This window comes from Clostridium mucosae (genome assembly GCF_024622765.1).
Taxonomy (GTDB): Bacteria; Bacillota; Clostridia; order Clostridiales; family Clostridiaceae; genus Clostridium.
In genome coordinates this window covers 25,214-51,155 of the sequence record NZ_JANKAF010000011.1, presented here as the reverse complement: position 1 = coordinate 51,155, position 25,942 = coordinate 25,214, and the positions used below count along the sequence as shown (strand labels likewise).

At 26.7% G+C, this 25,942-nt stretch carries 23 protein-coding genes; 18 read left to right on the top strand and 5 right to left on the bottom strand.

Features of this window, described 5'->3' with window-relative positions:
• Positions 1-30 precede the first annotated feature (30 nt).
• Complete coding sequence (locus NSA50_RS12665; protein ID WP_257445553.1) at positions 31-1,014, bottom strand: hypothetical protein; 984 nt, start codon at positions 1,012-1,014, stop codon at positions 31-33.
• The gene (locus tag NSA50_RS12660; RefSeq protein ID WP_257445552.1) at positions 962-1,804 is read right to left on the bottom strand and encodes a polysaccharide deacetylase family protein; all 843 of its coding nucleotides are present in this window, start codon (positions 1,802-1,804) and stop codon (positions 962-964) included. The genes NSA50_RS12665 and NSA50_RS12660 overlap by 53 nt, the downstream gene beginning before the upstream one ends.
• 176 nt (positions 1,805-1,980) lie before the next feature.
• Between NSA50_RS12660 and NSA50_RS12655 the strand changes: the two genes are divergently transcribed.
• The 4 genes from NSA50_RS12655 (at position 1,981) to NSA50_RS12640 (ending at position 7,104) form a co-directional block, all read left to right on the top strand.
• Entirely contained in the window at positions 1,981-3,405 is a 1,425-nt protein-coding gene (locus NSA50_RS12655; RefSeq protein ID WP_257445550.1) for a lipopolysaccharide biosynthesis protein, read from the top strand.
• Positions 3,406-3,515: 110 nt separating this feature from the next.
• Positions 3,516-5,384, top strand: coding sequence for a polysaccharide biosynthesis protein (locus NSA50_RS12650; protein ID WP_257445548.1), 1,869 nt, complete (start codon positions 3,516-3,518; stop codon positions 5,382-5,384).
• A 17-nt stretch (positions 5,385-5,401) separates the two neighbouring features.
• A complete protein-coding gene (locus tag NSA50_RS12645) occupies positions 5,402-6,007 on the top strand; it encodes a sugar transferase (RefSeq protein ID WP_257445539.1) in 606 nt (201 codons plus the stop codon).
• A 14-nt stretch (positions 6,008-6,021) separates the two neighbouring features.
• Positions 6,022-7,104, top strand: coding sequence for a Gfo/Idh/MocA family protein (locus tag NSA50_RS12640; RefSeq protein WP_257445537.1), 1,083 nt, complete (start codon positions 6,022-6,024; stop codon positions 7,102-7,104).
• 119 nt (positions 7,105-7,223) lie between these two features.
• On the opposite strand, the gene NSA50_RS12635 is transcribed toward NSA50_RS12640, so the two are convergent.
• Complete coding sequence (locus NSA50_RS12635; protein ID WP_257445535.1) at positions 7,224-8,636, bottom strand: O-antigen ligase family protein; 1,413 nt, start codon at positions 8,634-8,636, stop codon at positions 7,224-7,226.
• 456 nt (positions 8,637-9,092) lie between these two features.
• Between NSA50_RS12635 and NSA50_RS12630 the strand changes: the two genes are divergently transcribed.
• The 4 genes from NSA50_RS12630 to NSA50_RS12615 are packed head-to-tail and all read left to right on the top strand — an operon-like array spanning position 9,093 to position 12,010.
• On the top strand, positions 9,093-9,701 hold the full coding sequence (locus NSA50_RS12630; protein ID WP_257445533.1) for a hypothetical protein: 609 nt from the start codon (positions 9,093-9,095) through the stop codon (positions 9,699-9,701).
• A 21-nt stretch (positions 9,702-9,722) separates the two neighbouring features.
• The gene (locus tag NSA50_RS12625; RefSeq protein ID WP_257445531.1) at positions 9,723-10,106 is read left to right on the top strand and encodes a GntR family transcriptional regulator; all 384 of its coding nucleotides are present in this window, start codon (positions 9,723-9,725) and stop codon (positions 10,104-10,106) included.
• Between the two features lies 1 nt (position 10,107).
• Positions 10,108-11,004, top strand: coding sequence for an ABC transporter ATP-binding protein (locus tag NSA50_RS12620; RefSeq protein ID WP_195429145.1), 897 nt, complete (start codon positions 10,108-10,110; stop codon positions 11,002-11,004).
• Positions 10,985-12,010 (top strand): hypothetical protein, encoded by a 1,026-nt coding sequence (locus tag NSA50_RS12615; RefSeq protein WP_257445529.1) that lies wholly within the window; start codon positions 10,985-10,987, stop codon positions 12,008-12,010. The genes NSA50_RS12620 and NSA50_RS12615 overlap by 20 nt, the downstream gene beginning before the upstream one ends.
• Before the next feature lie 232 nt (positions 12,011-12,242).
• On the opposite strand, the gene brnQ is transcribed toward NSA50_RS12615, so the two are convergent.
• On the bottom strand, positions 12,243-13,514 hold the full coding sequence (brnQ, locus tag NSA50_RS12610) for a branched-chain amino acid transport system II carrier protein (protein WP_257445520.1): 1,272 nt from the start codon (positions 13,512-13,514) through the stop codon (positions 12,243-12,245).
• Positions 13,515-13,811: 297 nt separating this feature from the next.
• On the opposite strand from brnQ, the gene NSA50_RS12605 reads away from it, so the two are divergent.
• From NSA50_RS12605 to galU, 5 genes are all read left to right on the top strand, one after another.
• Entirely contained in the window at positions 13,812-14,966 is a 1,155-nt protein-coding gene (locus NSA50_RS12605) for a glycosyltransferase (RefSeq protein ID WP_257445518.1), read from the top strand.
• 61 nt (positions 14,967-15,027) lie between these two features.
• Entirely contained in the window at positions 15,028-16,050 is a 1,023-nt protein-coding gene (locus NSA50_RS12600) for a glycosyltransferase family 2 protein (protein ID WP_257445516.1), read from the top strand.
• A 30-nt stretch (positions 16,051-16,080) separates the two neighbouring features.
• On the top strand, positions 16,081-17,190 hold the full coding sequence (locus tag NSA50_RS12595) for a glycosyltransferase (protein ID WP_257445514.1): 1,110 nt from the start codon (positions 16,081-16,083) through the stop codon (positions 17,188-17,190).
• A 21-nt stretch (positions 17,191-17,211) separates the two neighbouring features.
• The gene (locus tag NSA50_RS12590) at positions 17,212-18,102 is read left to right on the top strand and encodes a UDP-3-O-(3-hydroxymyristoyl)glucosamine N-acyltransferase (RefSeq protein WP_257445512.1); all 891 of its coding nucleotides are present in this window, start codon (positions 17,212-17,214) and stop codon (positions 18,100-18,102) included.
• A 219-nt stretch (positions 18,103-18,321) separates the two neighbouring features.
• On the top strand, positions 18,322-19,191 hold the full coding sequence (gene galU, locus NSA50_RS12585; protein ID WP_195429158.1) for a UTP--glucose-1-phosphate uridylyltransferase GalU: 870 nt from the start codon (positions 18,322-18,324) through the stop codon (positions 19,189-19,191).
• Positions 19,192-19,244: 53 nt separating this feature from the next.
• Here galU and trpS read toward each other — a convergent pair whose 3' ends face one another.
• Positions 19,245-20,255: a tryptophan--tRNA ligase gene (trpS, locus tag NSA50_RS12580; protein WP_257445510.1), complete on the bottom strand. Its 1,011-nt coding sequence runs from the start codon at positions 20,253-20,255 to the stop codon at positions 19,245-19,247.
• 399 nt (positions 20,256-20,654) lie between these two features.
• On the opposite strand from trpS, the gene NSA50_RS12575 reads away from it, so the two are divergent.
• From NSA50_RS12575 to NSA50_RS12555, 5 genes are read left to right on the top strand one after another with little or no spacing between them, the layout of a single operon-like run.
• Positions 20,655-21,905: an ABC transporter ATP-binding protein gene (locus tag NSA50_RS12575; protein ID WP_374940972.1), complete on the top strand. Its 1,251-nt coding sequence runs from the start codon at positions 20,655-20,657 to the stop codon at positions 21,903-21,905.
• A gap of 1 nt (position 21,906) precedes the next feature.
• The gene (locus tag NSA50_RS12570; protein WP_195263786.1) at positions 21,907-23,181 is read left to right on the top strand and encodes an ABC transporter substrate-binding protein; all 1,275 of its coding nucleotides are present in this window, start codon (positions 21,907-21,909) and stop codon (positions 23,179-23,181) included.
• Complete coding sequence (locus NSA50_RS12565; RefSeq protein WP_257445501.1) at positions 23,174-24,055, top strand: carbohydrate ABC transporter permease; 882 nt, start codon at positions 23,174-23,176, stop codon at positions 24,053-24,055. The genes NSA50_RS12570 and NSA50_RS12565 overlap by 8 nt, the downstream gene beginning before the upstream one ends.
• Positions 24,036-24,875: a carbohydrate ABC transporter permease gene (locus NSA50_RS12560; RefSeq protein WP_243249584.1), complete on the top strand. Its 840-nt coding sequence runs from the start codon at positions 24,036-24,038 to the stop codon at positions 24,873-24,875. The genes NSA50_RS12565 and NSA50_RS12560 overlap by 20 nt, the downstream gene beginning before the upstream one ends.
• A complete protein-coding gene (locus NSA50_RS12555) occupies positions 24,876-25,805 on the top strand; it encodes a prenyltransferase (protein ID WP_195263788.1) in 930 nt (309 codons plus the stop codon).
• The last annotated feature ends 137 nt before the right edge of the window (positions 25,806-25,942 follow it).

Sequence of the window (25,942 nt, the reverse complement as noted above, 5' to 3'; positions counted from 1 at the left end):
AAAAATTTATTATTTTAGGCAGGTTATTTATTATATATGATTTTTAATAGTAAGTAACAAGCTATTTAATGAGTAATAAGGAGTTAATTCTCCACCAAATTTTCTAAAGTATTTTTCAATTGATGGTATCATAGATCCTTCAAAATCAAATACAGGAAGCTTTAATGTATTTTTAGTATATAAAATAGCTTGCCAAAGTAAATAAGACATTCCGAAGTTATTTTCTCTAGAGATTCCACCCATTATATAATAAGCTCTTTTATTATCATAAGCTAAAACGCATCCACCAATTGCTTTGTTATTTTCATCGAATATAATACCTATAATACAATTATTATTTTTATTTAATTCAATTAATAATTTTTTAGTGAGATCATTATCAAAGTTATTTATATTTTGACTACTAAAGCTTTTATCGTTTAGTTCAAAGTAAGTATCTAAATACTCGTTAAAACCCCATCTAACTGTTACGTTGCTTTTATTACCCTTATTTACTGAGGTTTTTTCTTGAAGATTGCTCCAAAGAGTTTTTTCATCTACTAAATTTACTCTATAGGTATATCTTACTGAAGTAACATATTTATTCCATATAAATGGTTGTATGTCTGTATGTTCTGGTGAAAAACTATAGTAAAGTAGTTTTTCTTTTTTTAATTCGTTTATAAATATCTCATTTATCTCTTTTATATTTGAGATTCTTTTAGAAATAGTTAATTTGTGAATTGTAGGAGATATCATAACGCCGCTAAAAGGTGTCATATGAGGCATAACAACAAAGTTCATTCCAAGCTTCTTAGATGTAGGAATATAAAATGCTGCTACCCAATTTTTATTTGCATCGGATAAATAATATAGTTTATATTGCTGAGCACTTTTAAAGCTTGATCCTATATTGTTAAGTAGCCAATAGCTTTTATGATAAAATGTTCCTTCTGGAGATTCATCAACAAATTTATTCCATTTATCTAGTAACTCTATGTTCTTTGTATCTATCTGATTTATCTGTAAGTTCATTTACTACCTCCTGATAACTAATAAAGTCTATTTTTTTACTATTGCAATAAGTAACAAGCCATATATACCAATCTTTCCAATCTTTCCATCCATTTGAGAAATATTCTTGGTGTAAGTTTATATTAAAAATAATATCTTTATCGTAGTTTGAATCTATTATCTTTTTTGTAAAATCTATTGCATATTTTAAATTATATTTTTGAAGACCATTTTCTTGAAATAAATAGCTATCCATTATATGAAAAGGAATTTCAATTAACCCTTCTTCTGTTATGTAAGGTTGTTTTAACTCCTTAGAATATTCTGTTGTATCAAAACTATAACCTATATCTTTCATAAAAGAAAAAGTATTGCTATCTCTTCTTAAGTAATGCATTCTTATTCCAATATTTTTAGTGTTGTGAAGTAAATTAAATTTATCATACTCATTTTTCATTTTATTAAAATCATTATAAGCTATTCCATGTAGTCCAACATTTAAATTATTTTTTAATATATATCGGATATGTTCTTTAGCAGCTTCAGCTTTATAAGCAAGTGTATTATCGTTTGAAGTAGCAAAAAAGTAAGTAGCCTTTGTATTGTATGTTACATCAAATTGAACTAGCTTGTCTATGTTTGTGAAATTATTTTTAATTATGCAATTTAGTCTAGAAAGAAATGTCGATAGATTTATTCTAAAGAGAAACAATTCCAGAAATGCACGAATAATCATTTTAATAACTATTAAATCTTTCTTATGCTCCTTTCTAGTTAAATTATCAACATCATGGGATACAATTACTTTCATATTAAATCCTCCTAAAAATGGAATATATATTATAGTTAATTATATAACAAATACATATTTTAGTCGATATATGTAAAGAAATCTTAAGAAAAGTATAAGGTTTCTTTATTGTTAATTAGACATCATATGCTATAATTATATAAAAATGAAAAAATTATAATTTGATAGGTGAATAAATGAGTGGATTATTTAAAAAATTTATAGAATTTGCAATAGGAAATGGCTTAGTTATGATTTTAGGCCTTGTTTCGACACCAATTGTTTCAAGGATGATTGAGCCTTATGAAAAAGGAAGAGCTGATATATTCATAACTTATACTAGCTTGATAGTTCTTATTTTAACTATGGGCTTAGATCAAGCATATATAAGATATTTTAATGAAGAAAAAGAAAGAGGAGCTTTATTAAGAAGAGCTGTAAAGGTTCCAATAATATTAAACTTTTGTTTAGGTGCAATACTTTTAATATTTTACAAACAAGTTTCAAATTATATGGTTGAAGAAACTTCTTTTTTCTTAGTATTTTTATTTGCATTTCATAGCTTTGTTAGCATAATAAGTAATTTTGCAATGATTAATGTTAGAATGAAGCAAAAGGCTAAGTCATATTCAATGTTTGGTGTTATTAATAAAGTAGCATTTATTATTTTTATTGTATCATTATTTTATGTGTTTAGAAATAACTACATGACTTTAGTTTTAGCGACTGTTTTAGGAAATTTAGTTATGGTAATAATGGCAGTTTTAATAGAAAGAAAAGATTGGGTTAGTTTGGGAAAAGGGGTTGAAGTAAGAACATCTACTAAAGAATTAATTAAATACGGAACACCATTTATTTTTTCAATGGCTATAACTTGGGTGTTTCAATCTATCGATAGGATATCAATTCAACTTTTTAGCGATTATACTCAACTTGGACTATATGGTGGAGCAATGTACATAATTTCTATATTAAATACTGTACAGGGAGCTTTTACTACTTTTTGGGTCCCAGTTGCTTATGATAAATATCATAATAATCCTGAGGATAGAAAGTTTTTTAGTAATATTAATGAAATTGTATCATTCTTTATGCTTATTATAGCCATAGGTTTAATAGCTACAAAGGATTTATTAATAATAATACTAGGCAAAAAGTATGAAGGAGCTCAATTTATATTCCCATTCTTAGTTTTAATGCCAATTATGTACACAATATCTGAAACAACTGTTTTAGGAATTAATTTTAAGAAGAAGACTAAATATCATATTTACATAGCAGTAGCATCTGCAATTGCAAATATAATAGGAAATTTAATTCTAGTTCCTCATTTAGGATCAAAAGGTGCAGCTATTTCAACAGGATTAGCTTACGTTGTATTTTTTGTAACTAGAAGTTATTTTGGTAATAAATTATACAAGGTAGAAGTTAAATATGCTAAGTTTTTTGTAAGTGTTATTTCTGTTTATATTTTAGCTACTATATCAAGTATCTATAAGTTTAATACTATAATATTGGTATTTACTATATTAAGTACATCCGTTGTATTGTTTATGTACAAAAAAGTTATTAAAGACATTTTTACTATAATAAAATCAATTCTTAAAGGGAAAAATAAATAATAAGTTAACGAAAGCTTAGCAATATGGACAATATATTGCTATTAGTAGTATAATTGTAGAAGTTAAGAGATGTTTGGAAATTATTTAAATAAATGTTGGGAGAAAAAAATATGAATAAGCTTAGAACTTTTATATTAGTACTAATAGATATTTTTATGGTAAATATGGCGTATTTATTATCAATAAATATTACTTTTTATGAAAGATTTACTGAAATATCTACTATATATCAAAAAGATGTTGTTGTAGTTACAATAATATATTTAGTGTGTTTCACCTTATTTCAAATGTACAGCTCACTTTGGCATCTAACAGGAACGGATGAATTTTTACTAGGTGCTGGTGGAGGAATTTTAGCAGGAGCTTTAGTTATATTGTATACTAGAAGTATAGGTGCTACTATACCATTAAATGTTTGTGTTATTGGTACTATGATTACATGTATTTTTGTTCTTGGATATAGGGTGTTATATAGAGTTTATAGAAGAACATTATTATATGTTCCTTATAAGTATGCAAAGGATCAGCAAAGAGTAATGATTATTGGTGCTGGTTCAGCGGGGACAATGATTATTAATGAAATGCTTGCAAGAAGAAATCTTAAGCTAAATCCAATTCTTTTAATTGATGATGCAGATTTTAAGCAAGGCAAAAGAATAAGTGGTGTAAAGGTAGAAGGCAAAAGAAAGGATATAGTAAGGTTAGCAGAAGAAAGAGAAATAGATACAATAATTATTGCTATTCCATCTATTGATAATGAAAATAAAAGAGAAATTTTAGATATTTGTAAAAAAGCTAATTGTAAAATAAAAATAATACCAGGCATTTATGAAATTATATCAGGAGAAGCAACGGTTAATAAGATAAAAGATGTTGAACTTGAGGATTTACTTGGAAGAGACCCTGTTGTCTTAGATAACAAGGGGATTTCTGATTATTTAAACAATAAGGTAGTTTTAGTCACAGGTGCTGGGGGGTCAATAGGATCAGAATTATGTAGGCAAATAGCTCAGTTTGGACCAAAACTTTTAGTTCTTTTTGATATATACGAAAATACTGTTTATGACATTCAAAATGAATTAAGACATGATTATCCAAACTTAAACATAAAAGTATTAATTGGATCTGTAAGAGATAAGGAGAGGTTAAGAGAAATATTTGACAGGTACAACATAAATGTAGTATTTCATGCAGCAGCTCACAAGCATGTTCCGCTTATGGAAGATAGCCCAAAAGAGGCAATTAAAAACAATGTTTTTGGTACATTAAATTTAGTTGATATATCACATGAAAAAGGGATTGAAAAGTTTGTTCTTATTTCTACTGATAAAGCTGTAAATCCTACTAATATAATGGGAGCAACAAAAAGATTATGTGAAATGATAATACAATCATATAATACAATTAGTAATACTGAATTTGTTGCAGTTAGATTTGGAAATGTATTAGGAAGTAATGGTTCTGTAATACCTTTGTTTAAAAAGCAAATAAAAAATGGTGGTCCAGTTACTGTAACTCATAAGAATATAACAAGATATTTCATGCTTATACCTGAAGCTGCACAACTTGTACTTCAAGCAGGTGGGTTTGCTAAAGGTGGAGAAGTCTTTATTTTAGATATGGGTGAACCAGTTAAAATTTATGATTTAGCAATAGATTTAATAAAGCTATCTGGATTAGAGCCACATAGGGATATAAAGATAAAGGTTACTGGATTAAGACCTGGAGAAAAGCTATATGAAGAATTATTAATGAGCGAAGAAGGACTCTTAAATACAAATCATAAAAAGATATATATAGGAAGACCAACCTTTGATAGTATTGATAATTTAAGAAAGAAGTTATTTGATTTAAAAGATATATTAGAAGAAAACGATGAAGAAAAAGTAAAAGAAAAGTTAAAGCAAATAGTACCAACTTATAAAGAGCCTAGTGAAGTGAATGAAGTTGCAATAACTAATAATGAAACATCAGATTAATTGTAAAGGGAGAAAAAATGAAAAAGATTAATGAGATTATAAAAAGAATATTTGATTTTTTAGCTTCTTTGTTAGGGATAATAATCTTATCACCAATACTATTAATAGTAGCAATAGCTATAAAAATAGATTCTAAAGGAAATATTCTATTTATGCAAAAGAGAATAGGGAAAAATGGAGTGCCATTTTATATTTATAAGTTTAGAACAATGGTAAGTGATGCAGAAAAGATTGGAAAACAAATAACAGTAGGAAAAGATAATAGAATTACTAAAGTAGGCGCCTTTTTAAGAAAATATAAAATAGATGAACTTCCTCAATTGTTTAATGTTTTAAGGGGCGATATGAGTTTAGTTGGACCAAGACCAGAAGTTCCTAAATATGTTGATTTATATACAGAGTCAGAAAAAAGGGTATTAGAGGTTAGACCTGGTATAACTGATTTAGCATCTTTAAGATATAAAGATGAAAATGATATTTTAGGTAATGTAGATAATCCAGAAGAATATTATATAAATGTAATTATGAAAGATAAGCTTAAGTTAAATTTAGAATATATTGAAAAAAGTAATTTGATTTTTGATATTTCTTTAATTTTTAAAACAATAATAAAATGTTTATAAAGGTGGTTAAATAAATGAAAAAGCTAAAATTTGCAATTATAGGTTGTGGAAGAATTTCATATAAGCATGTAGAAGGGTTAGTTGAAAATAAAGATGTTGCAGAATTAGTAGCAACGTGTGATGTAAAACTTAATCTTGCAGAAGCTAAAAAGGAAGAATATTTAACTAAGATGAATGATTCATCATTAAAAGTTGGAGCTTATGAAGACTATAAAGTAATGCTTGAAAATGAAGATATTGATGTTGTTACAATAGCAACAGAAAGTGGATATCATGCAGAAATTGCGATATATTGCATGAATAAAGGTAAACACGTAATAGTTGAAAAACCAATGGCAATGTCAATAGGTGATGCAAATGAAATGATTGAAGTTGCAAAGAAAAATAATGTTAAACTTTCAGTTGCTCATCAAAATAGATTTAATAAGCCAATACAAAAGCTTAGAGAAGCTGTAGAAGATAAAAAACTAGGAAGAATAATGAATGGTACAGCTAGGGTCCTTTGGAGAAGAGATGACAATTATTATAAGCAAGCTCCATGGAGAGGTACTTGGGATTTAGATGGCGGTACTTTAATGAATCAATGTATACATAATATAGATTTATTACAATGGATGATTGGCTCAGAGGTTGAAAGAGTATATGCAGAATGTGATACTTTTAGAAATCCTATAGAAGGTGAAGACTTTGGAGCCATAGTTATTAGATTTAAAAATGGATCTATTGGAATTGTAGAAGGTAGTGCAGTCGTTTATCCAAAGAACTTAGAAGAAACATTAAGTGTATTTGGTACAGAGGGAACAGTTGTAATAGGTGGCCTTGCTGTGAATGAACTTAAAACTTGGAGATTTGAAGGCGAAGATGAAGATGTTGCTAAGAAGGACTTACAAGTTCAAATAGATAGCGTATATGGAAAAGGACACACTCCATTATTTAGAGATGTTGTAGATGCTATAAATGAAGATAGAAAGCCATATATAAGCGGTGAAGATGCTATAGTTCCTTTATCAATTATTTTAGCGGCTTATAAATCAAGAAAAACAGGAATGCCTGTAAACTTCCCATTAAATAATTTTTCAAGTTCAGATATGAAATAAAGTAAAAATAAAGCTTCATATTTCAAGATATGGAGCTTTTTATATTATTAAGTTGTTTAAAATTTTTATATTTATAATAAAAAAAGTAGTACGTTTTTTATACTACTTTTTTATACTATTTATTTTACTTTATCTAATCTTCTAGAAAGATAGCTTAGATAAATCCATAAAACAGTCGTTATATAACTTTGAGTAAGTAAAATTACATTTTCAAATAATCCGTTAACAGCAATTGAGAGTAATAATCCTGTAATAAAGAACAACAAAATATATAAACTTTTATCGGAGGTAATTTTATTACTTAATAGTGAAATTAGAGTATCTTTTACTATAAGAATAATGAATAAAGCAAAAGCTAAAAATCCAAGTATTCCATTTGATAAAAGTATTTGTAAATATCCATTATGCATATTGTTTGTTACCATATATCTGCTTTTATCATTAGGATATATTTTTTGTTTAGCCAATCCTATGTTATCTGGACCATGACCAAATAGAGGATTAAGTTTTAATGTATTTAAGCCATAAGTCCAGATTTCGGCTCTTCCTGTTGAAACATGTCCACTTTCAATGTTACGATCTAGCTCTATAACTTCATTATCACTGTCTGTTTCGATTATGCCTACATCATTATTTTCTGAATTTATTAATTTATCTATTGTTTTAGGAATATAAGCTAATCCCTTTTTTAATGTAGGAATAGTATAAGTATATACAAAAGAAATAATACATGTTAATAATAAAGAAATTATTATTGATTTAATATTTACCATTTTTTTATTTTCTTTAAAGAAAATAAATGATAAATAAAATGATGCAAAAATTATAAAAGCTAATAGAGAAACTACAGCACCTCTAGAGTTACATAATATCAAATATAAAAATTGAACTATTATGTTAAAGTAATAATATATTTTTCTTGTTAGGCTAGAGCTTTTATCTTTTAAGTTTTTATATAAATATATATTAAAGATTGTAACTATAATTGAAATAACTGCAACCATACCTCCGGAGTTTGGATTGCCATAAAATCCCCATAAAGCAGGTGAGTTAGGATAAACAAAGCCCTGAGGAATATTATTATATGAAAATTGAATAAAAAATATAAATGTCAGTAGTGATGCAAAAGATACAATGGAACTAATTATTATTATTATGCTATTTATGTTATATAACTCTTTGTGAATAGATTTCTTATTAAAATCTTTTTTGTAAGAATATACAACAAATAAAAAAAATCCAGTATATGAAAATGTTTTTATATTTCCAATTAAATTATTTTTGTAATTAATTAATATACCTATAAAAAATATTATCATATAAATTATTAGTATTTTTGAATACCTAGATTTATAAAAAGTTTTCTCTTTGAAAAAATCATTTACAAAATATAATGCTCCCCATAGTAATATTACTACATTAAACTCAGTGGTAATTGGAGAGATTATAGATATTGTAGATAACATCATTAAGGTAATAAGTGAATAAATTATATTGTTTTTATTTAGGATTTGTTGTTTTATTGTATTCATATAGATTAATCTCCTTTAAATGATATCTATTGATAGTTTTATTTTTATCTCTTTATTTAAATATATTCAATATTTTATATTATACGTATCAGGTTTTCTTATGTCAATTAAACAAAGTTGTCAAGAGTCCTAGAAGTAGCTGTATCTGAATATAAAAAAATACTATTAAGAAAACTTTAAGATTAATATTCACATATTAAGAAAATATTAATTGTTAAAATAAAATATATTCCATATAATACTAAGTGTACTATGTTAAGTAATACACTTAGTATTTTTTTATTTTAGCAAATTTAGTAGTTACTTTATATATAAAAAAAGTAACTACAATATGATTTATTAATCAAAAGATAGTGTAAAGTTTCGTATGAAAAATAAATTGTAGTCAATTTTAAATAATAATTGAAAAATAGCTTTACAATATAGGATAAAGTTTGAAAAATAGGGGGATTTTATATGAAGAAATCTACACTTTTAGCCTTTAGTGGTATTATAATTATTTTTCTTATAGTTACATCGTTAGGAAACAGAACAAATGTATATGAAAAGCAAGAAATATACAATACTCCAGAGGAAGCAATAGTAAAGTTTATTGGTTATATTAATAGTTATGAAGAAGTAAAATCAAAAAATGTTTACTATCAAGTAACTCCAAATGAATTTTTAGAAAGTTTATCTAAAAGATATAGATTATATTTAGGAGAAGGTAATATAAACAACAAGTATATAAATGAACAAGTACCTGTAGTTCATAGCTATGAGTTAGAAGAAGTAAATTTAGATGATTTAAAAAATTTAAAAATGAATTATGAAGATTCTTTTAAAGAAATGAGGAATTATAAAAGTCCAAGTGAAATTAGAGTGTATAAGTTAGATGCATTAGCTTCATACAATTTTAATATAGATAAAAATTATGTAAAAGAAGATGGAACTGTAGATAAAGTTAATTATATGAAAGAAACTAAAGTTGAGGATATTGAAGAAACTCCAGTGGAAATATATTTAGTAGTAGTTGATGAAGGGGAAGGATATGTTGTTGATTACTACGACATAATGTATAAATAATCTTTTAGAAGAGGTGAGCTTATGGTAATAATTGACTCAAGAAGTAGTACACCTATTTATGAACAAATTATAATTGGGATTAAGGAGCTAATATTGAAAAATGTAATAAAAGCTGGCGATAAATTACCTTCTGTAAGAGAGTTGGCTATTATTTTAACTATAAATCCTAATACAGTAAGTAAGGCTTATATAGAGCTTGAAAAACAAAATGTTGTAGAAACTATAAAAGGGAAGGGAACTTTTGTATCTGGTAATTACAGAAAAGTAGTGTCAGAGGAAAAGGTAAGTAAATTAATTTTAGATTTTAAAAGATTAATATTAGAAGCAAATTATTTAGGACTTGAGGAAAATGATTTAATTTTATTATTAGATGAAGGTTTTAAGGAAATAAGAGGAGGAATATAGAATGATAGAATTAAAGAACTATTCCTTAAAGTATGGAGATAGTAAGATATTAGATAATATAAGTTTTTCTTTAGAGAGAGGAAAGATATTAGGTATTATTGGGCCAAGTGGAGTAGGAAAGACTTCTCTAATTAGAGGACTGGTTGGTATTTATAAAGGTACATCTGGTGATGTGCTCTTTGATGGAGAAGAAATTTATGATAATCCAGAAGTGAAGAGAAAAATAGCCTTTGTTCCTGATGAGCATAGTAGTTTTTATTTAATAACATTAAAAGAAATATTGAATTACTACAAAAGTATATATCCTAATTTTGATGAAGATAAGTTTTATAAGATTAATAAAATTTTTAAAATTCCTCTAAATAAAAGGTTTTTACAATTATCAAAAGGAATGAAAATGAGGGTGAATTTAATGATTGCCTTTTCATTAAATTGTGAATTGTTAGTATTAGATGAACCTACATCAGGATTGGATCCAATATTAAAGGAAAAAGTTCTAAAAATAATAATGAATGAAGTATATACTAAGGAAAAGTCAGTTATAATAAGTTCACATAATTTAGGAGAACTTGAAAGAATATGTGACGAAATACTTATACTTAATGATGGGAAAATAGAATATCATAATTCTTTAGAAAATATAAAACGCAATATTAAAAAGATACAAGTTGCATTTGATATGCCAGTATATGAAGAGGATTTAAATATAGATGGTATATTTAGCATTTCTCAAGTTGGAAGAGTATTTACTATTATAACTGAAAGATATGATGATGGTTTTAAAGAAAGATTGAATAAGTTTAAACCATTGTTTATGGAGGAAATAAATTTAAGTCTTGAAGAAGTATTTATACATAGGCTAGAAGGGAAGTGTGATTATGAAGAAATATTTGAATAAAAGTTTATTTTATCAAGGAGATAACAAAATAATACTTCCATTAATGATAGCTTATATAGGAGTAACTTTATTTAATAAAATTAGTCTAAGTCAATATTTTGATTGGGAAATAAGGGATATGCTATATGGCAAGTATCACAAATTATTTATTTTGCCTTTTAATGGTGTTGTGATATTAATATTATATTTAATAATAGTATATGTAATATCAGTAGGTATTTTTAAACGAAAAAAGTGGTCAACTTTATTATCTGGTCCTTTTTCAAGAATTGATATAAGAAGTAGAGAATTTATAATAGTAGTTATGTCGGCTCTTTTTTATTTATTAAGTTATTTAATTATAGTTGGACAAGAAGCTTTTCAAAATATTGAAATAATAAATTATATAGGGAATTTTAAAGAAGTTATAATAATTGATTTAATTAGAATAGTTAGTATATCTACAATTACTATAGGCGGATTAGCTTTGTTAGATTCTATTTTTTCTAATATATACTATTTATTTGGATCACTAATATTTATTATCATATATATGTTTTCTGTATTAATTAATTTTGAAGTAAGTCGATATATTTATTTGTACGATGGTGAGAGGGGACTTAGATACATATATAATAGAATAATGGAATATTTAGGTGTATATTCTACTATAAATGAAATAAGTAATTTACAAATTGCATGCATATCAATATTTTTTATAATTACAGGAATAGTGATAATAATTAGAGCTAAAAAACTAACTAATAAAATGTTAGTAGAAAATATGAATGAAGGTATAATTTTTGATCTTCCTAGAAAAATTGCTAAGTTTATGTTAATAACTTTTCCAGGGATTATATTAGCTCCTATATTGAGTAATTTAATTAATAAATTTTATTTTAATTATACAATGAGTGAATCACATTTGTTCTTTATTATATTAGTAATAACAATAATGATATCATTTTTTGTTAACTTGTCATTAAAGAAATTTCAAAAGATAAAAAAAGACAAGTATTATTTTTAAAGTAATAAAAGAGCAAATTTATGAAAATTTTTATTATAAAAAAATATAAGGCTTATATTAAGAATGTAGTATAGGTTAGTTTAATAAAAGAAAAATAAACACATGGTAGATTAAATATAAAAAATAGCTGTATTAATATTAATAATACAGCTATTTTTATATTTTAATTATTATTTAGAAATGTTTTAAATTATATAATATAATCTTTAGTTACATAGTTTACTTTAACTTACTAATCAAGTTGAGGAACTTCACTTTCCTTAGGATTAAATATAATATATCCTATTATAATTGAAATTACTGTTGGGATAACCCAACCAAATCCTACACTTGCTAGAGGAATAAAATTTAAGTTTATTCCTGGTATTGCAAATAAAATTCCAAATACTAATGAAGTATAAACTCCAACTCTTATAGCATTTAGATTTGTTAATACCTTAGATAAAAGAGTAGTTGCAATTAATGTAATTGAAACTGGATATAAAATATTAAGAATTGGTACAGATAAAACTACTATATTATCAACACCTAAAGTGGCAAGACCTAAACTAATAATAGATAAAACTACTGCATTGACCTTAAATGGCAATTTTCCGTTTGATATTTTTTCGAAGAAATTAGCTCCTGCAGTTAATAAACCAATAGAAGTTGTTAAGCAAGCAAGTCCCATAGCAAGTCCAATTATTACAGGACCAATATTACCTAAAATACTTTTGGATATTAATATTAAAAGTCCTGTTTTTCCGATATCAGCTGGTGCTAGGTTAACTGTTTGCGCACCTATGTATGTTAAACCTCCATATATAAAAGCAAGGCCTACAACAGCAACAGTACTTGATTTTAAAATCATACTTGGCATTTCTTTTGAGTTATATCCTTTGTCTTTTAAAGAAGTAGTTACAATCCCAGCAAATAAAAGTGCTGCTATAGCATCCATAGTTTGATATCCTTCTAATAATGAGGATGAAAATATATTTATAGCATTAGTTTCTACCACAGAGCCTATAGGGTTTATAAATCCTTTTATAATAAGGAATACAAGAAGTATCAATAATGTTGGTGTTAAATATTTACCGATTGCATCTATTATTGATGTACTACTTAAAACAAAAAATAAATTAATAATAAAATATACTGCCATAGCTATAAATGGCGATATACTAGGGAAAAATGGGTTTATTGTAAGCTCAAATGTTGTAGCTGCTGTTCTAGGAATAGCAAGCATTGGACCAATTGCTATAAAAAGTATAGCTGTAAAAATCACTGAAAATTTAACTCCTATCCTACTTGAAAGAGTCTTAAATGTTCCATCTCCTTTAGAACACGCTAATATTGCTAAAAGAGGTAAACCTACTCCTGTGAATATAAAACCAATAATTCCAAGAATGAACTCAGTTCCTATTTTATTTCCAAGGAAAGCAGGGAAAATTAAGTTACCTGCTCCGAAAAACATCGAGAATAGAGCAAAACCAACAACAATTGAATCTTTTGTACTTTTTTTCATTATTTAATTTCCTCCGTTTAAATTTAATATATGCTTTAATTAATAATATCATAAAATATAACAAAAGTTAATAAATTAATAAGTAAATAACGATTTTTTTGAATAAACGTTAAATACTTATGCTCTATATTATCATAATACAACAAAATATTCAATTAAAAGTGCATGGTATTTTATAGATATCTATTTATAAGAGAACTATTTATTAAGAAATTTGTAGATTTCCTTTATTGTTTTAGCTTATCTATATGTTATAATTATTAATAAATTATATTTATTAATTTTAAGGAGATTTTTATGCATATTTTGATATTACCTTCTGGATATCCTACTAAAGAAGAGCCTTTAAGAAGTATATTTTTTAAAGAGCAAGCTCTTGCCTTAAAAGATGGAGGGCATAAAGTAGGTGTAATTTATAGTGAGACAAGAAGAATGACTAATATTAATTATAGAAATTTTAAACAAAATCATTTTCAAATTACATTTAATGATGAAGAAGGTGTAAATACTGTAAGATTACATGGCTGGAATATATTGATGATGAGAAATTTTCTTGGTGTAAACTTATGGGTAAAGCAAACACTAAGTTTATATGAAAAGTACGTAAAAATGTATGGTAAACCAGATGTAATACATGTTCATTGTGGTTTATATGGAGGTTTAGCAGCGAAAGTTATTAAAGATAAATATTCTATTCCATATGTTATAACAGAACATTCATCTACAATATTAAATAATTCTTTAAATGATTATAATAAACAAGTTTTAACTGTAGCTTATAATAATGCAGATAAATTAATAAGCGTAGGTGAAAAACTTAAATCTTCAATGAAAAATTATACTAATAATGATATAGTAGTTGTACCTAATATTGTTAATACAGATGGATTTAAAGTTGATAAAGAGCATAAAAGAAAAAAGTTTAGATTTGTAACAGTAGCATATTTAAAGAAAAATAAAAGAATAGATCTTGTTATTGAAGGTTTTAATAAACTTAAAGAAAAGTATAATGATATAGAACTATATATTGGTGGAGACGGTCCAGAAAGAACAAATATACAACAATTAATTGACAAGTATAATTTAAATGAAGATGTTCATTTATTAGGAGAAGTTTTAAGAGAAGATTTGCCAGCTGTAATGGGAAATTCTGATTGTTTTGTATTGGCAAGTATGTATGAAACTTTTGGTGTTGTATATATAGAAGCATTAGCATGCGGGGTACCTATTATAGCAACTAAGTGTGGTGGACCAGAAGATTTCTTTAATGAAAATCTTGGTTATATGATTAATGTTGGAAAATTAAATGAACTTTATGATGCTATGGAAAAGATTATAAACAATAATTCTAAATTTAATGGAAATGAAATTTCTGAATATATTAAAAATAGATTTAGTAGAAAAGTAATAGTTAAAGAATTAGAAAATGTTTATAATTTAATTGTTAAATAATCTTATGGATGCAATATTAATATAGTTTATAGAGCTAATAAGTTTGATAGGAGTTGTAATTGTGAAAAAGACGGTATCAATTGTTATCCCATGTAGGAATGAGGAAAATTATATAAAGAAATGCGTAGATTCTTTATTAAATCAAAGTTATCCTAAAGAATTAATTGAGATATTAATAGCTGATGGAATGTCAACAGATAATACAAGAGCTATTATTAATGAAATAATAGAGGAGAATCCTTCTGTTAGGATTTTAGATAATAAAAAGCTTTCAGCTCCTTCAGGGATGAACCTTGGAATAAAGGAAAGTAAATCTGATATTGTAATAATATTTGGAGCACATGCATATGCAGATAAGGATTTTGTTAAAGAAAATGTTTTAGCACTAGAAAATAAAGAAGTTGGTTGTGCTGGAGGAGTTATAACAACTATTAATGATAGTATAAAAGGTGAAGCTATTGCAGAAGCAATGAGTTGTCCTTTTGGAGTAGGAAATGCATTGTTTAGATATGCAGATAAAGAAAGTTATGTTGATACCGTAGGCTTTGGAGCTTACGATAGAGAGTTTGTTCTTGGTATTGGAGCTTTTGATGAAGAGTTAGTAAGAAATCAAGATGATGAATTAAACTTTAGAGTTCAAAAGACTGGGAAGAAGATTTTATTGACTCCAAAGATTAAATCAACTTATTATAGTAGAGGTGATTTTAAAAAATTATGGAGACAATACTATCAATATGGGTTTTGGAAGGTTAGAGTAATACAAAAACATAAAAAGCCAGCTTCAATTAGACATTTAATACCACTTATGTTTGTGTTATTTTTATTGTTTGGTGGAGTTGCTAGTATTTTTTCTAAATTAATTAGAATAGGTTATTTTGCTACTATTCTTTTATATTTAATTTTAGATTGTTTATTTAGCGTTAAAATGTCTAAGAAGAAAAGCTTTAAACACTTCCCATATCTATTTATTACTTTCCCAATATTACATTTATCTTATGGGATTGGATTTATACTAGGTATATTTAATTTTTATATTTTTAAAAGTAAAACAATAGAGGAAAAAAATAAAAAAATTTCAAGATAAGCATTAAATTTATTTTTGAGGAGATAAGTAATGAAAAATAAAATTTGTCATATTTCTACTGCACATAAAGAAAATGATAGTAGAATACTTTTAAAGGAGTGTCAGAGTTTAAGTAAAGCAGGTTATGATGTTTCTTTAATAATAAATTCAGATCACGATAAAACTTTATATGGAACTAATATAAAAGCGTTAGATCATAGTAATACTGGTAGATTACATAGACTATTTAAAAAGAGTAGAATAGCTTTAGACAAAGCTATTGAATTAGACGCAGATTTATATCATTTTCACGATCCAGAACTAATAAAATTAGGGATGGCATTAAAGAAAAAGGGAAAGAAAGTAATTTATGATGTTCATGAAGATGTTCCAAAGCAAATTCTAGCTAAAAGTTATTTAGGCCCTATGTGGGTAAGAAAAATAGTTTCTAGAGGATATAATTTTTACGAGAAAAATAGAAGCAAAAATTTTGATGCAATTATAGCAGCAAGTGATGAATTAGCAGCTAAGTTTGATAATAAAAATAGTATTTCAGTAAAGAATTTTGCAATAAGAGACGTAATAGAAAATGCAAAACCAATAAAAAGAGAAGATGATGATAAGTTTGTTATAATTTATGTTGGGTCTATTACTAAGATTAGAGGAATTAGGGAACTTATACAAGTAACAGAACTTTTCTTAGGAAAAGTTGAACTTTGGATATTAGGCCCTTTTGAAAGTGAAGAGCTAAAAGAAGAATGTATGAGTTTGGAAGGATATAAATATTGTAAATATTTTGGATCACTTCCCGTTAAAGATGTTTATTCATATATCAAAGCAGCAGATTTAGGAATGTGCACATTATATCCTACTGAAAATTATAAAGAAAGTATTCCAATAAAGGTACTTGAATATATGGCTTGTGAAAAACCATTAGTATTATCTGATTTTGAATTCTGGAAAAAGTTCTTCGGAAATGTAGGAAAGTATGTGGATCCTTTAGATATTAATAGTATTAAAGAAGGAATTGAATATTTCTCAGAGGATAGAAGTAGAATAGAGATTATAGGTAAAGAGAATAAAGAAAGCTTTATTAATAATTTTTCATGGGATAGAGAGGAAAAGAAGCTACTAGAATTATATGAAAAAGTATTAAAGTAGAGAATTAAGGGAGGATGCTATATGTTACTAAGTGGAATTTTAGCTTTAGATAGTAATTTTGAACTTTTTAGAGATGGAGAATTTTCATCTTTGGGATTAAATATTTCTGAAGCAAATGAAAAATTATTATCATTTATTGAAAGTGAGAAATTTTTAAGTCAATTAAGCAAAAGTATTTCATGTGTTATTACTACAAAGGAAATGGCAAGCAAGATTCCAGAAGAAATTGGTGTCATAATTTCAGAGGTTCCAAGAATAGATTTTTTCAATTTACATAATAAGTTAATTGAAAATAAAGATTATAAAAGAGAAGATTTTGAAACTGAAATAGGAGAAAATTGTGTTATTTCTCCAACTGCAATTATTAGTAATAAGAATGTTAAAATTGGTAATAATGTAGTGATTGAAGAATATGTAATTATTCGTGAGCATACTACAATTAAGGATAACTGCATAATTAGAGCTAATACTGTAATTGGTGGAGAAGGCTACGAATTTAAGAGATATGATAATAAAACAATGGGAGTTGCTCATATTGGTGGAGTAATAATTGAAGAAAACGCCGAAATTCAATATTCTGCTTGTATAGATAAAGCGATTTATCCTTGGGATAATACTGTAATAGGAGAGTATAGTAGAATAGACAATCTTGTTCATATAGCTCATGCTGTAAAAGTAGGTAAGAGATGTTTCATTACATCTAAGACAACAATAGGTGGTAGAACTATAATAGGAGATGATTGTTGGTTTGGAATAGGAGCAACTGTTTCAAATGGACTTGTAATTGGCAATAATTCAAGTGTCAGCCTTGGGGCCGTTGTTACAAGAAGTTTAAAAGAAAACAGTAAGGTTTCTGGTAACTTTGCAATTGATCATAATAAATTTATAGATTTTATAAAAAGTATTAGATAGGCAATTATTTTTATACCTTAAAAATGTTAAATTAGAAGTTAGTATCCTAAAAGATATATTAAAAAATAATATTTAATATATAAAAGATATATATTGGCAAATTTAATTAAAATTGTAAAATAGTTCAATTTATATAAGCTATAAATTGAACTATTTTTATTAATATGCTAAAATTAATTATAAATATTATGTAAAGATATGTGAATGAGAGGGATAAATATGAAAGTAAGAAAAGCTATTATACCAGCAGCTGGGCTTGGAACTAGGTTTTTACCAGCTACAAAGGCTCAACCTAAGGAAATGCTTCCAATAGTTGATAAACCAACTATACAATACATTATTGAAGAAGCTGTAGCTTCAGGAATTGAAGAAATTTTAATAATAACTGGAAGAAATAAAAAATGTATTGAAGACCACTTTGATAAATCAATAGAACTAGAAATGGAACTAGAGAAAAATCATAAAGAGGATCTTTTAGAACTTGTAAGAGGGATATCAGATATGGTTGATATTCACTACATAAGACAAAAAGAACCTAAGGGATTAGGACATGCAATATTATGCGCAAGAGCCTTCGTTGGCAATGAGCCATTTGCAGTATTATTAGGTGATGATGTAGTAGATTCAGAAGTTCCTTGTTTAAAGCAATTAATGGATTGTTATAAAGAATACAAGACATCTATTTTAGGAGTTCAAACTGTAACTCATGAAGATGTAAGTAAGTATGGTATAGTAGATGGAATTCATATTGAAGATAGAGTTTATAAAGTAAAAAAATTAGTTGAAAAGCCAGCTATAGATGAGGCACCAAGCAATGTTGCTATTTTAGGAAGGTATATAATAACTCCTCAAATATTTGATATATTACAAAATACAAAGCCAGGTAAAGGGGGAGAAATCCAACTTACAGATGCATTGCAAACTTTAATTGAAAATGAAGCTATGTATGCTTACAATTTTGAAGGAAGAAGATATGACGTAGGAGATAAGCTTGGTTTCTTACAAGCTACTGTTGAGTTTGCCTTAAAGAGAGAAGAGCTTAGAGAACCGTTTATTCAATATTTAACAAATAGAGATTGGAAAAAATAATTAATACGGGTATATAAAAAGTTGGATGAAATTAACTCATCCAACTTTTTTAATTATCCTCTAGGAATAAACCCAATCTTCTTTTGCATTTTTCTAAGTGTTTTCATTGAAATATAGTTTGCTTTTTCAGCACCTAGTTTGTAGATATCTTCTAATGCTTTTTTATCTTTAAGGATTTCTTTAACCTTATTTTGAATTGGTTCCAATTCGCTAACTATAGCATCAGCAACATCTTTCTTTAAATCAGCATAGCCTTTATCTTTATAGTAAGCTACAAGTTCTTCTGCACTTGAACCATTAATAGCTATTAGAAGATCAAGTAAATTTTTAACACCTGGTTGTTCATCAGAATAATTTATAACTCCAAGGCTATCAGTTACAGCTCTAGAAACTTTCTTTCTTATTACTTCAGGTGGATCCATTATTAAGATGTAAGCATTTGGATTGTCATCTGATTTAGACATCTTTTTAGTTGGATCTTGTAAACTCATAATCTTAGCTCCAACCTTTGGAATATAAGGATCTGGAATTTTAAATGTTGGGCTATAAGTATTGTTAAATCTGTTAGCAATATCTCTAGCTATTTCTAGGTGTTGTTTTTGGTCTTGCCCAACAGGCACTAAATCTGCATTATATAAAAGAATATCAGCAGCCATTAAAACTGGATAAGTAAATAGGCCTGCCCCTATTGAATCACCGTATCTTTGTGATTTATCTTTATATTGAGTCATTCTGCTAAGTTCACCCATATAAGTGTTACATGTTAAAAGCCATGCACATTCGCTATGAGCAGGAACATGTGATTGAATAAATAAAGTATTCTTTTCAGGAACTATACCTGCAGCTATGTATATTGCAAGGACTTCAAGAGTTCTTTGTCTTAAATCCTTAGGTTCTTGTCTAACAGTTATTGCATGTAAATCAACTACACAAAAATAACAATCAAATTCATCTTGAAGGGCAACCCAATTTTTTATCGCTCCTAAATAATTTCCTAAAGTTAATTGTCCAGAAGGTTGGATTCCACTAAAAATAACCTTCTTTTGTTCTGTATTATTTTCCAATTAAAGCACTCCTTTCATTTGTGCATGTTATATATAACGTTTAACTATAGTATTAATTATAGATTTGGAAAATTCTCATGTCAACAAAGAATGACATTATACAAGACTTAATAAATTTTATGTATAGGATATGGCAGTGATTTTAAGTAGTAAAAGTTTATATATGTAGTCCTTTAATGAGATATAAAAAGTCTTATATAACTTTAATTTTCTGATTCAATTTTGTAACTATAGATTTAAAATTAATATACCCTAAAAGTTTATATTTGTAGCTTTATAAGGAAGTTTAATTGTATAATATTACTATTAAAATGATATTGTTATAAGTTTGACAAAATCAGAATTAAAAGTTAGAATTATATAGGTTTTTTATGTGTTTTATGTAAGCCTACTGTGGAGGTGATTTATATTAGCTATATAGAATTTAATGATTTATCAAAGAAATATAAAAATAGTGGTAAATATGCAATTAAAGATATAAATTTCACAATAGAAAAAGGTGAGTTTGTAGTTATCGTTGGGCCTAGTGGTAGTGGTAAATCAACTCTTTTAGATTTAATTTGTGGATTTGAGGACATTACTGAAGGAAATATAAAAATAGATAATAAAATAATTAATAACATAGAACCAAAAGACAGAAATGTTTCAATGGTATTTCAAAACTATGCTTTATATCCTCATTTAACAGCATATGAAAATATTGCTTTTGGAATGAAGATAAGAAAAGTAAGGAAGAGTGAAATAAATGAAAAGGTAATGTGGGCAGCTAAGATATTACATCTTGAAGATTGTCTAAAATCAAAGCCTAAAAATTTATCTGGAGGACAAAGACAGAGAATAGCTCTTGCTAGAGCAATGGTAAGGAATCCTAAGGTATTTTTAATGGATGAACCATTGTCTAATTTAGATGCAAAGCTTAGAACATCAACTTCTAATGAAATAACAAATTTACATAAGGAATTAAATGCAACTACTATATATGTTACACATGATCAAGTAGAAGCTTTAACAATGGCAGATAAAATAGTTATATTAAATGAAGGAGAAATTCAGCAAATAGGAACTCCTTTAGAAATTTATAAAAATCCTAGTAATGTTTTTGTAGCCACATTTATTGGAAGGCCTCAAATGAATTTATTTAATTTATCTATAAAGGAAGATTATATGTTACTAAATGATTCTATTAAATTTATTAAACCAATAGAGTTTAATGATTTAGATATAGGTGAATATATAATTGGGTTAAGAGCAGAAGATATTAAAAATATAGATAATATAAATAGAGACATTAACAATAAAGATATTTTACATCATGTAGATAAGAATGAAAATAAAGATTGTATAAAGGATACAAATGAATCTAATAAAATTGATGATAATGCAGATAATGTAAATAACTATGATAGAGATTGTAGCAATAAGGATTATAAGGAGAATACAAATAAAAACTTTATAGATGCTACCATAGAGAAAATCGAGTATTTAGGAAGTGAAACTATTTATCATCTTTTATATGAAGGAATAAGATTTACATGGAAATCTCATGATATGAATGATTTAAAGATAGATGAAAAGGTTAATATTAGTTTTAACTTTACTAAGGCTAATATTTTTAATAAATTAACACAAAAAAATATAAGGAGTAAGTAAGATGAAGGCAAGGAAAATAATTAGTACTTTATTAATGTTACCTATACTTATGGTTGGATGCGCTAAGGCTGAAGAAAAGAAAAATGATGAAATAGGTGGAACTATAAAGGTGGTTACATCTAGAACAGATGCAGACAAGCTATTTGAAAAAATGGAAGAGGATTTTAAAAAGTTATATCCAAGTGTTGAGGATATAATATGGGAATCAGCTGCAGATTATGACAATTACATAATGACTAGAATGAATACTAAAGATTATGGTGATGTTTTATTTCTTCCATTCACTATGAATGGTACTCCAGAAGAATATGAAAATTATTTTGAACCATTAGGAAAAGTTGAGGAATTAGAAGAAAAGTACATAGATGTTACAGAAGCAGATTATGATGGTATATCATACGGATTACCAGCAGCTGTAAATTCACTAGGAATTATATATAATGAAGAAGTTCTTAAAAAGGCAGGAGTAGAATCTATGCCAACATCAACAGAAGAAATGATAGAAGCAGCAAAGAAAGTGAAAGAAAATACAGATGCTATACCTTTCTATACAAATTATAATAAAACACTAGGTACTTGGGGTGGAACTTTAACATCTTATGGCGGAGAGCAATATAGATCAGAAATGTTAAATGTAGGAACAGCCTTTAAAGAAGGTCAACCAATACGTGAAATAATGGATTTATTTTATGAGTTATCTTCAAATGGACTTATAGAAGAGGATCCAGTTACAGGTGATTTTGCTAAGTCACTACAAATGCTTGCAGATGGTAAAGTTGCAATGATAATGAAGGGTTCTCAAGATGCAAAGATGATTCAAGGTCTAAGCACAAACAATAGCAAAATAAATATAGCTCCACTACCAGTAAAGTTTAATGGACAAACAAGTATTGCATTTGGAGCACCATCAGTAATAGGAATAAATAAAAATAGTGAAAATAAAGCAACAGCTAAAGCATTTTTAGATTTCTTTATTTCAGCTAAAAGTGGATATGCAGATGATTTAGGTGGAATGTCACCAAGCAAAGAAGATTTAACTGACGAACAAAAAGTAATGTTTGAAAACAATAATATAATATTAACTGTACCAACTGAAACACCAGAAGTTGATGCAAAATACACTGCAATAGCTAATGAAGTAGGTGTTGGTAGATTAACAGATGTACTTCAAAAGGTTATCAATATAGGAATGTATCCAAATCAAAATGAAAGTTATAGTGATTATATCAATTCATTAGAAGCTAAATGGGAAGCAGCAGTAAAAGCAAATGAATAATATAAACTTAAGAAAAAAAGAAAGAAAAATTATTTTTCTCTTTCTTTTTTTTCCACTTTTATTATTATTTTTATTTGGATTTTTACCTATAATAGAGCTATTTATATATAGCTTCACTTCATGGAATGGTATATCAAAGACTAAGGAGTTCGTTGGTTTTGACAATTACATAAAGGTTTTAACAGATCCATCTTACTTTCAAGTATTTAAAAATAGTTTATATTACTTTTTATCAGGGATCCTTCAAATTATAATAGCAATGTTTTTTGCTATAATGTTATCTTTTAAAGTTAAATTTAAAAGTTTTTTTAAGGCTACATTTGTATTTCCAACTCTTATAAGTGGAGTTGCTATATCGATGATATTTAGAATATTCTTTGAACCAGGAGGAACTTTTGATGCTTCATTAGGAGCTTTAGGGTTTGGAGAGTTTATACATTATTGGCTTGGAGATCCTAGGTTTGTTAATTATACATTAGCTAGCATATCACTTTGGAGATTTACAGGTAGAAGTTTTATTATGTATTTTGGAGCAATTCAATCTATACCAAAGGAATACATAAAGGCAGCAGAAATAGAAGGAGCTTCTGTAATGCAAAAGGTTAGATATGTGATATTACCTAATATACATACAATAGTTAAGATAAATTTTATATTACTAATTATAGGTGCAATTTCTGTTTTTGAAATACCTATGATAATGACTAATGGCTCAAATGGAACGAGTACATTTTTATTACAAACTATGAAAACTGCATTTGAGCAAAAGAAAATAGGACTTGCAACTAGTATGGCAGTAATAATTACAATAATAATTGTAATTGCAACTCTTATTCAAAAGAAGGTGTATAGTAATGATGAAGATGAGTATTAAATCTATATTATTAAAAGTGCTAAAATACACTACTTTAATACTTTGGACTATAGTAATTTTTTTACCTATAATTACTGTGGTTTTTGGTTCTTTTAAAACCTATGATGAATTTACAAGAACTAGTGGAATAACTATGCCTAGTAGCTTTAGTTATTTTGAAAATTACATAAGAGCTTTTGTAGATGGAAAAATGTTAATTGGTTTTATTAATACATTTATCTTAATATTTTTTGGCGCAATAGGAAGTGTAATCCTAGGATCTATGGTGGCTTTTGTTATAAGCAGATTTGATTTTAAGTTCAAAAAGATAATATTATTTATGTATTTGTTTGTATCAATAGTACCAATGGAGATGTCTCAAGTTGCAACTTTTAAAATAATTGATGCTGTAGGAATATATAATACTAGACTTGCACCTATAATTATATATTTAGGAGCAGATGTTTTAATGGTATATATTTATATACAAGCTTTAGAAAAGATTCCTAGAGATTTAGATAAGGCTGCAATGCTTGAAGGAGCAGGATATTTTAAAATATACAAAAAAGTTATATTTCCTTTATTAAAACCAGCAACAGCAACAGCAATTATGCTTAAGATAATTACAATATATAATGATTTTTACGTTCCATATTTATATATGCCAGGGGAAGGGTTAAACACTGTATCAACAACTTTGTTTAAATTTATAGGACCAGCATCAACAGAATGGCAAGTAATTTGTGCAGCCATTGTAATAAGCATGATACCAATGATATTATTTTTCATATTTTTGCAAAAGCATATTTACGAAGGAATAACTTCAGGGAGTATTAGATAAATGAAAAAGAACAATTTTTTAAAACGAATTTATACAGTAATGGAACTAAGAACGGGATTTGCAACTGGACTTCCAGCACTTAGTGGTGGATTATTTGGAGCTTATTTAGCAAAAGATATAAAAATATTACCACTAGTTTTAATGTTTATTGCAGGCTTTAGCTTAAATATAGTGGCAAATATAGCAAATGAAATAAGAGCATTTTTAAAGAATGAAGAAAATGAAGATACATTTACAGGTCATTTAGGTAGTGAAGGCTTAGTAAGAGGAGATGCGAAGTTTTTAGATGCAGTAATAGCTTTACTTTTCATGCTGGCTTTAGGTGGAGGAAGTGGGCTTTTAGTAGTTTTTATAACTAATAATATAAATATATTAATTATAGGAATAGTAAGTGCACTTGCTGCATTAACTTATTCTTTAGGACCAAAGCCATATATAATTTACCCAGTTGGAGAATTAGTATCAGGAATATTTGCTGGAGGAATAAGTAGTTTTGTATCGGCTTACATACAGCAAGGAAAGATGAGTATAGAAATATTCTTATATTCACTTATAGCTATGATAATGACTGTATTTTTAATGTCTACTAACAATACTTCAGATTATGAAAAAGATAAAGGGGTTAGGGTAACATTACCTCATGTTATTGGATTTAGAAACTCCATCAAGATAATAATACCAGAAGCAATAATAATGGTTATATCATGGATAATATTATTAACGCTATCGAAAATAAATTTACTAATATTTATATCAGGTATATTGATATTTTATTATTATGGATATGTGAAATGGTATAAGGATTATTATAAAATACAAGAGGTCTATAAAGAAATGGGAAGAGAGTGGGGACCAAGACCACTACTTCTTATATATAGTTTTCATTTTATAATTTCACTAGAATTTTTAATATGCATCATCATAAATTAAGTTAGATTTTAAAATAATACTTAAAGATATAATTTTAAAATTATTAAAGGGCTAGTTTAAGTATAGTTACTAATTTAAATAATAAGGTAACTATAAAAGTGTAGTTACTGTATTTAAAGATAAGGTAACTACAAGTT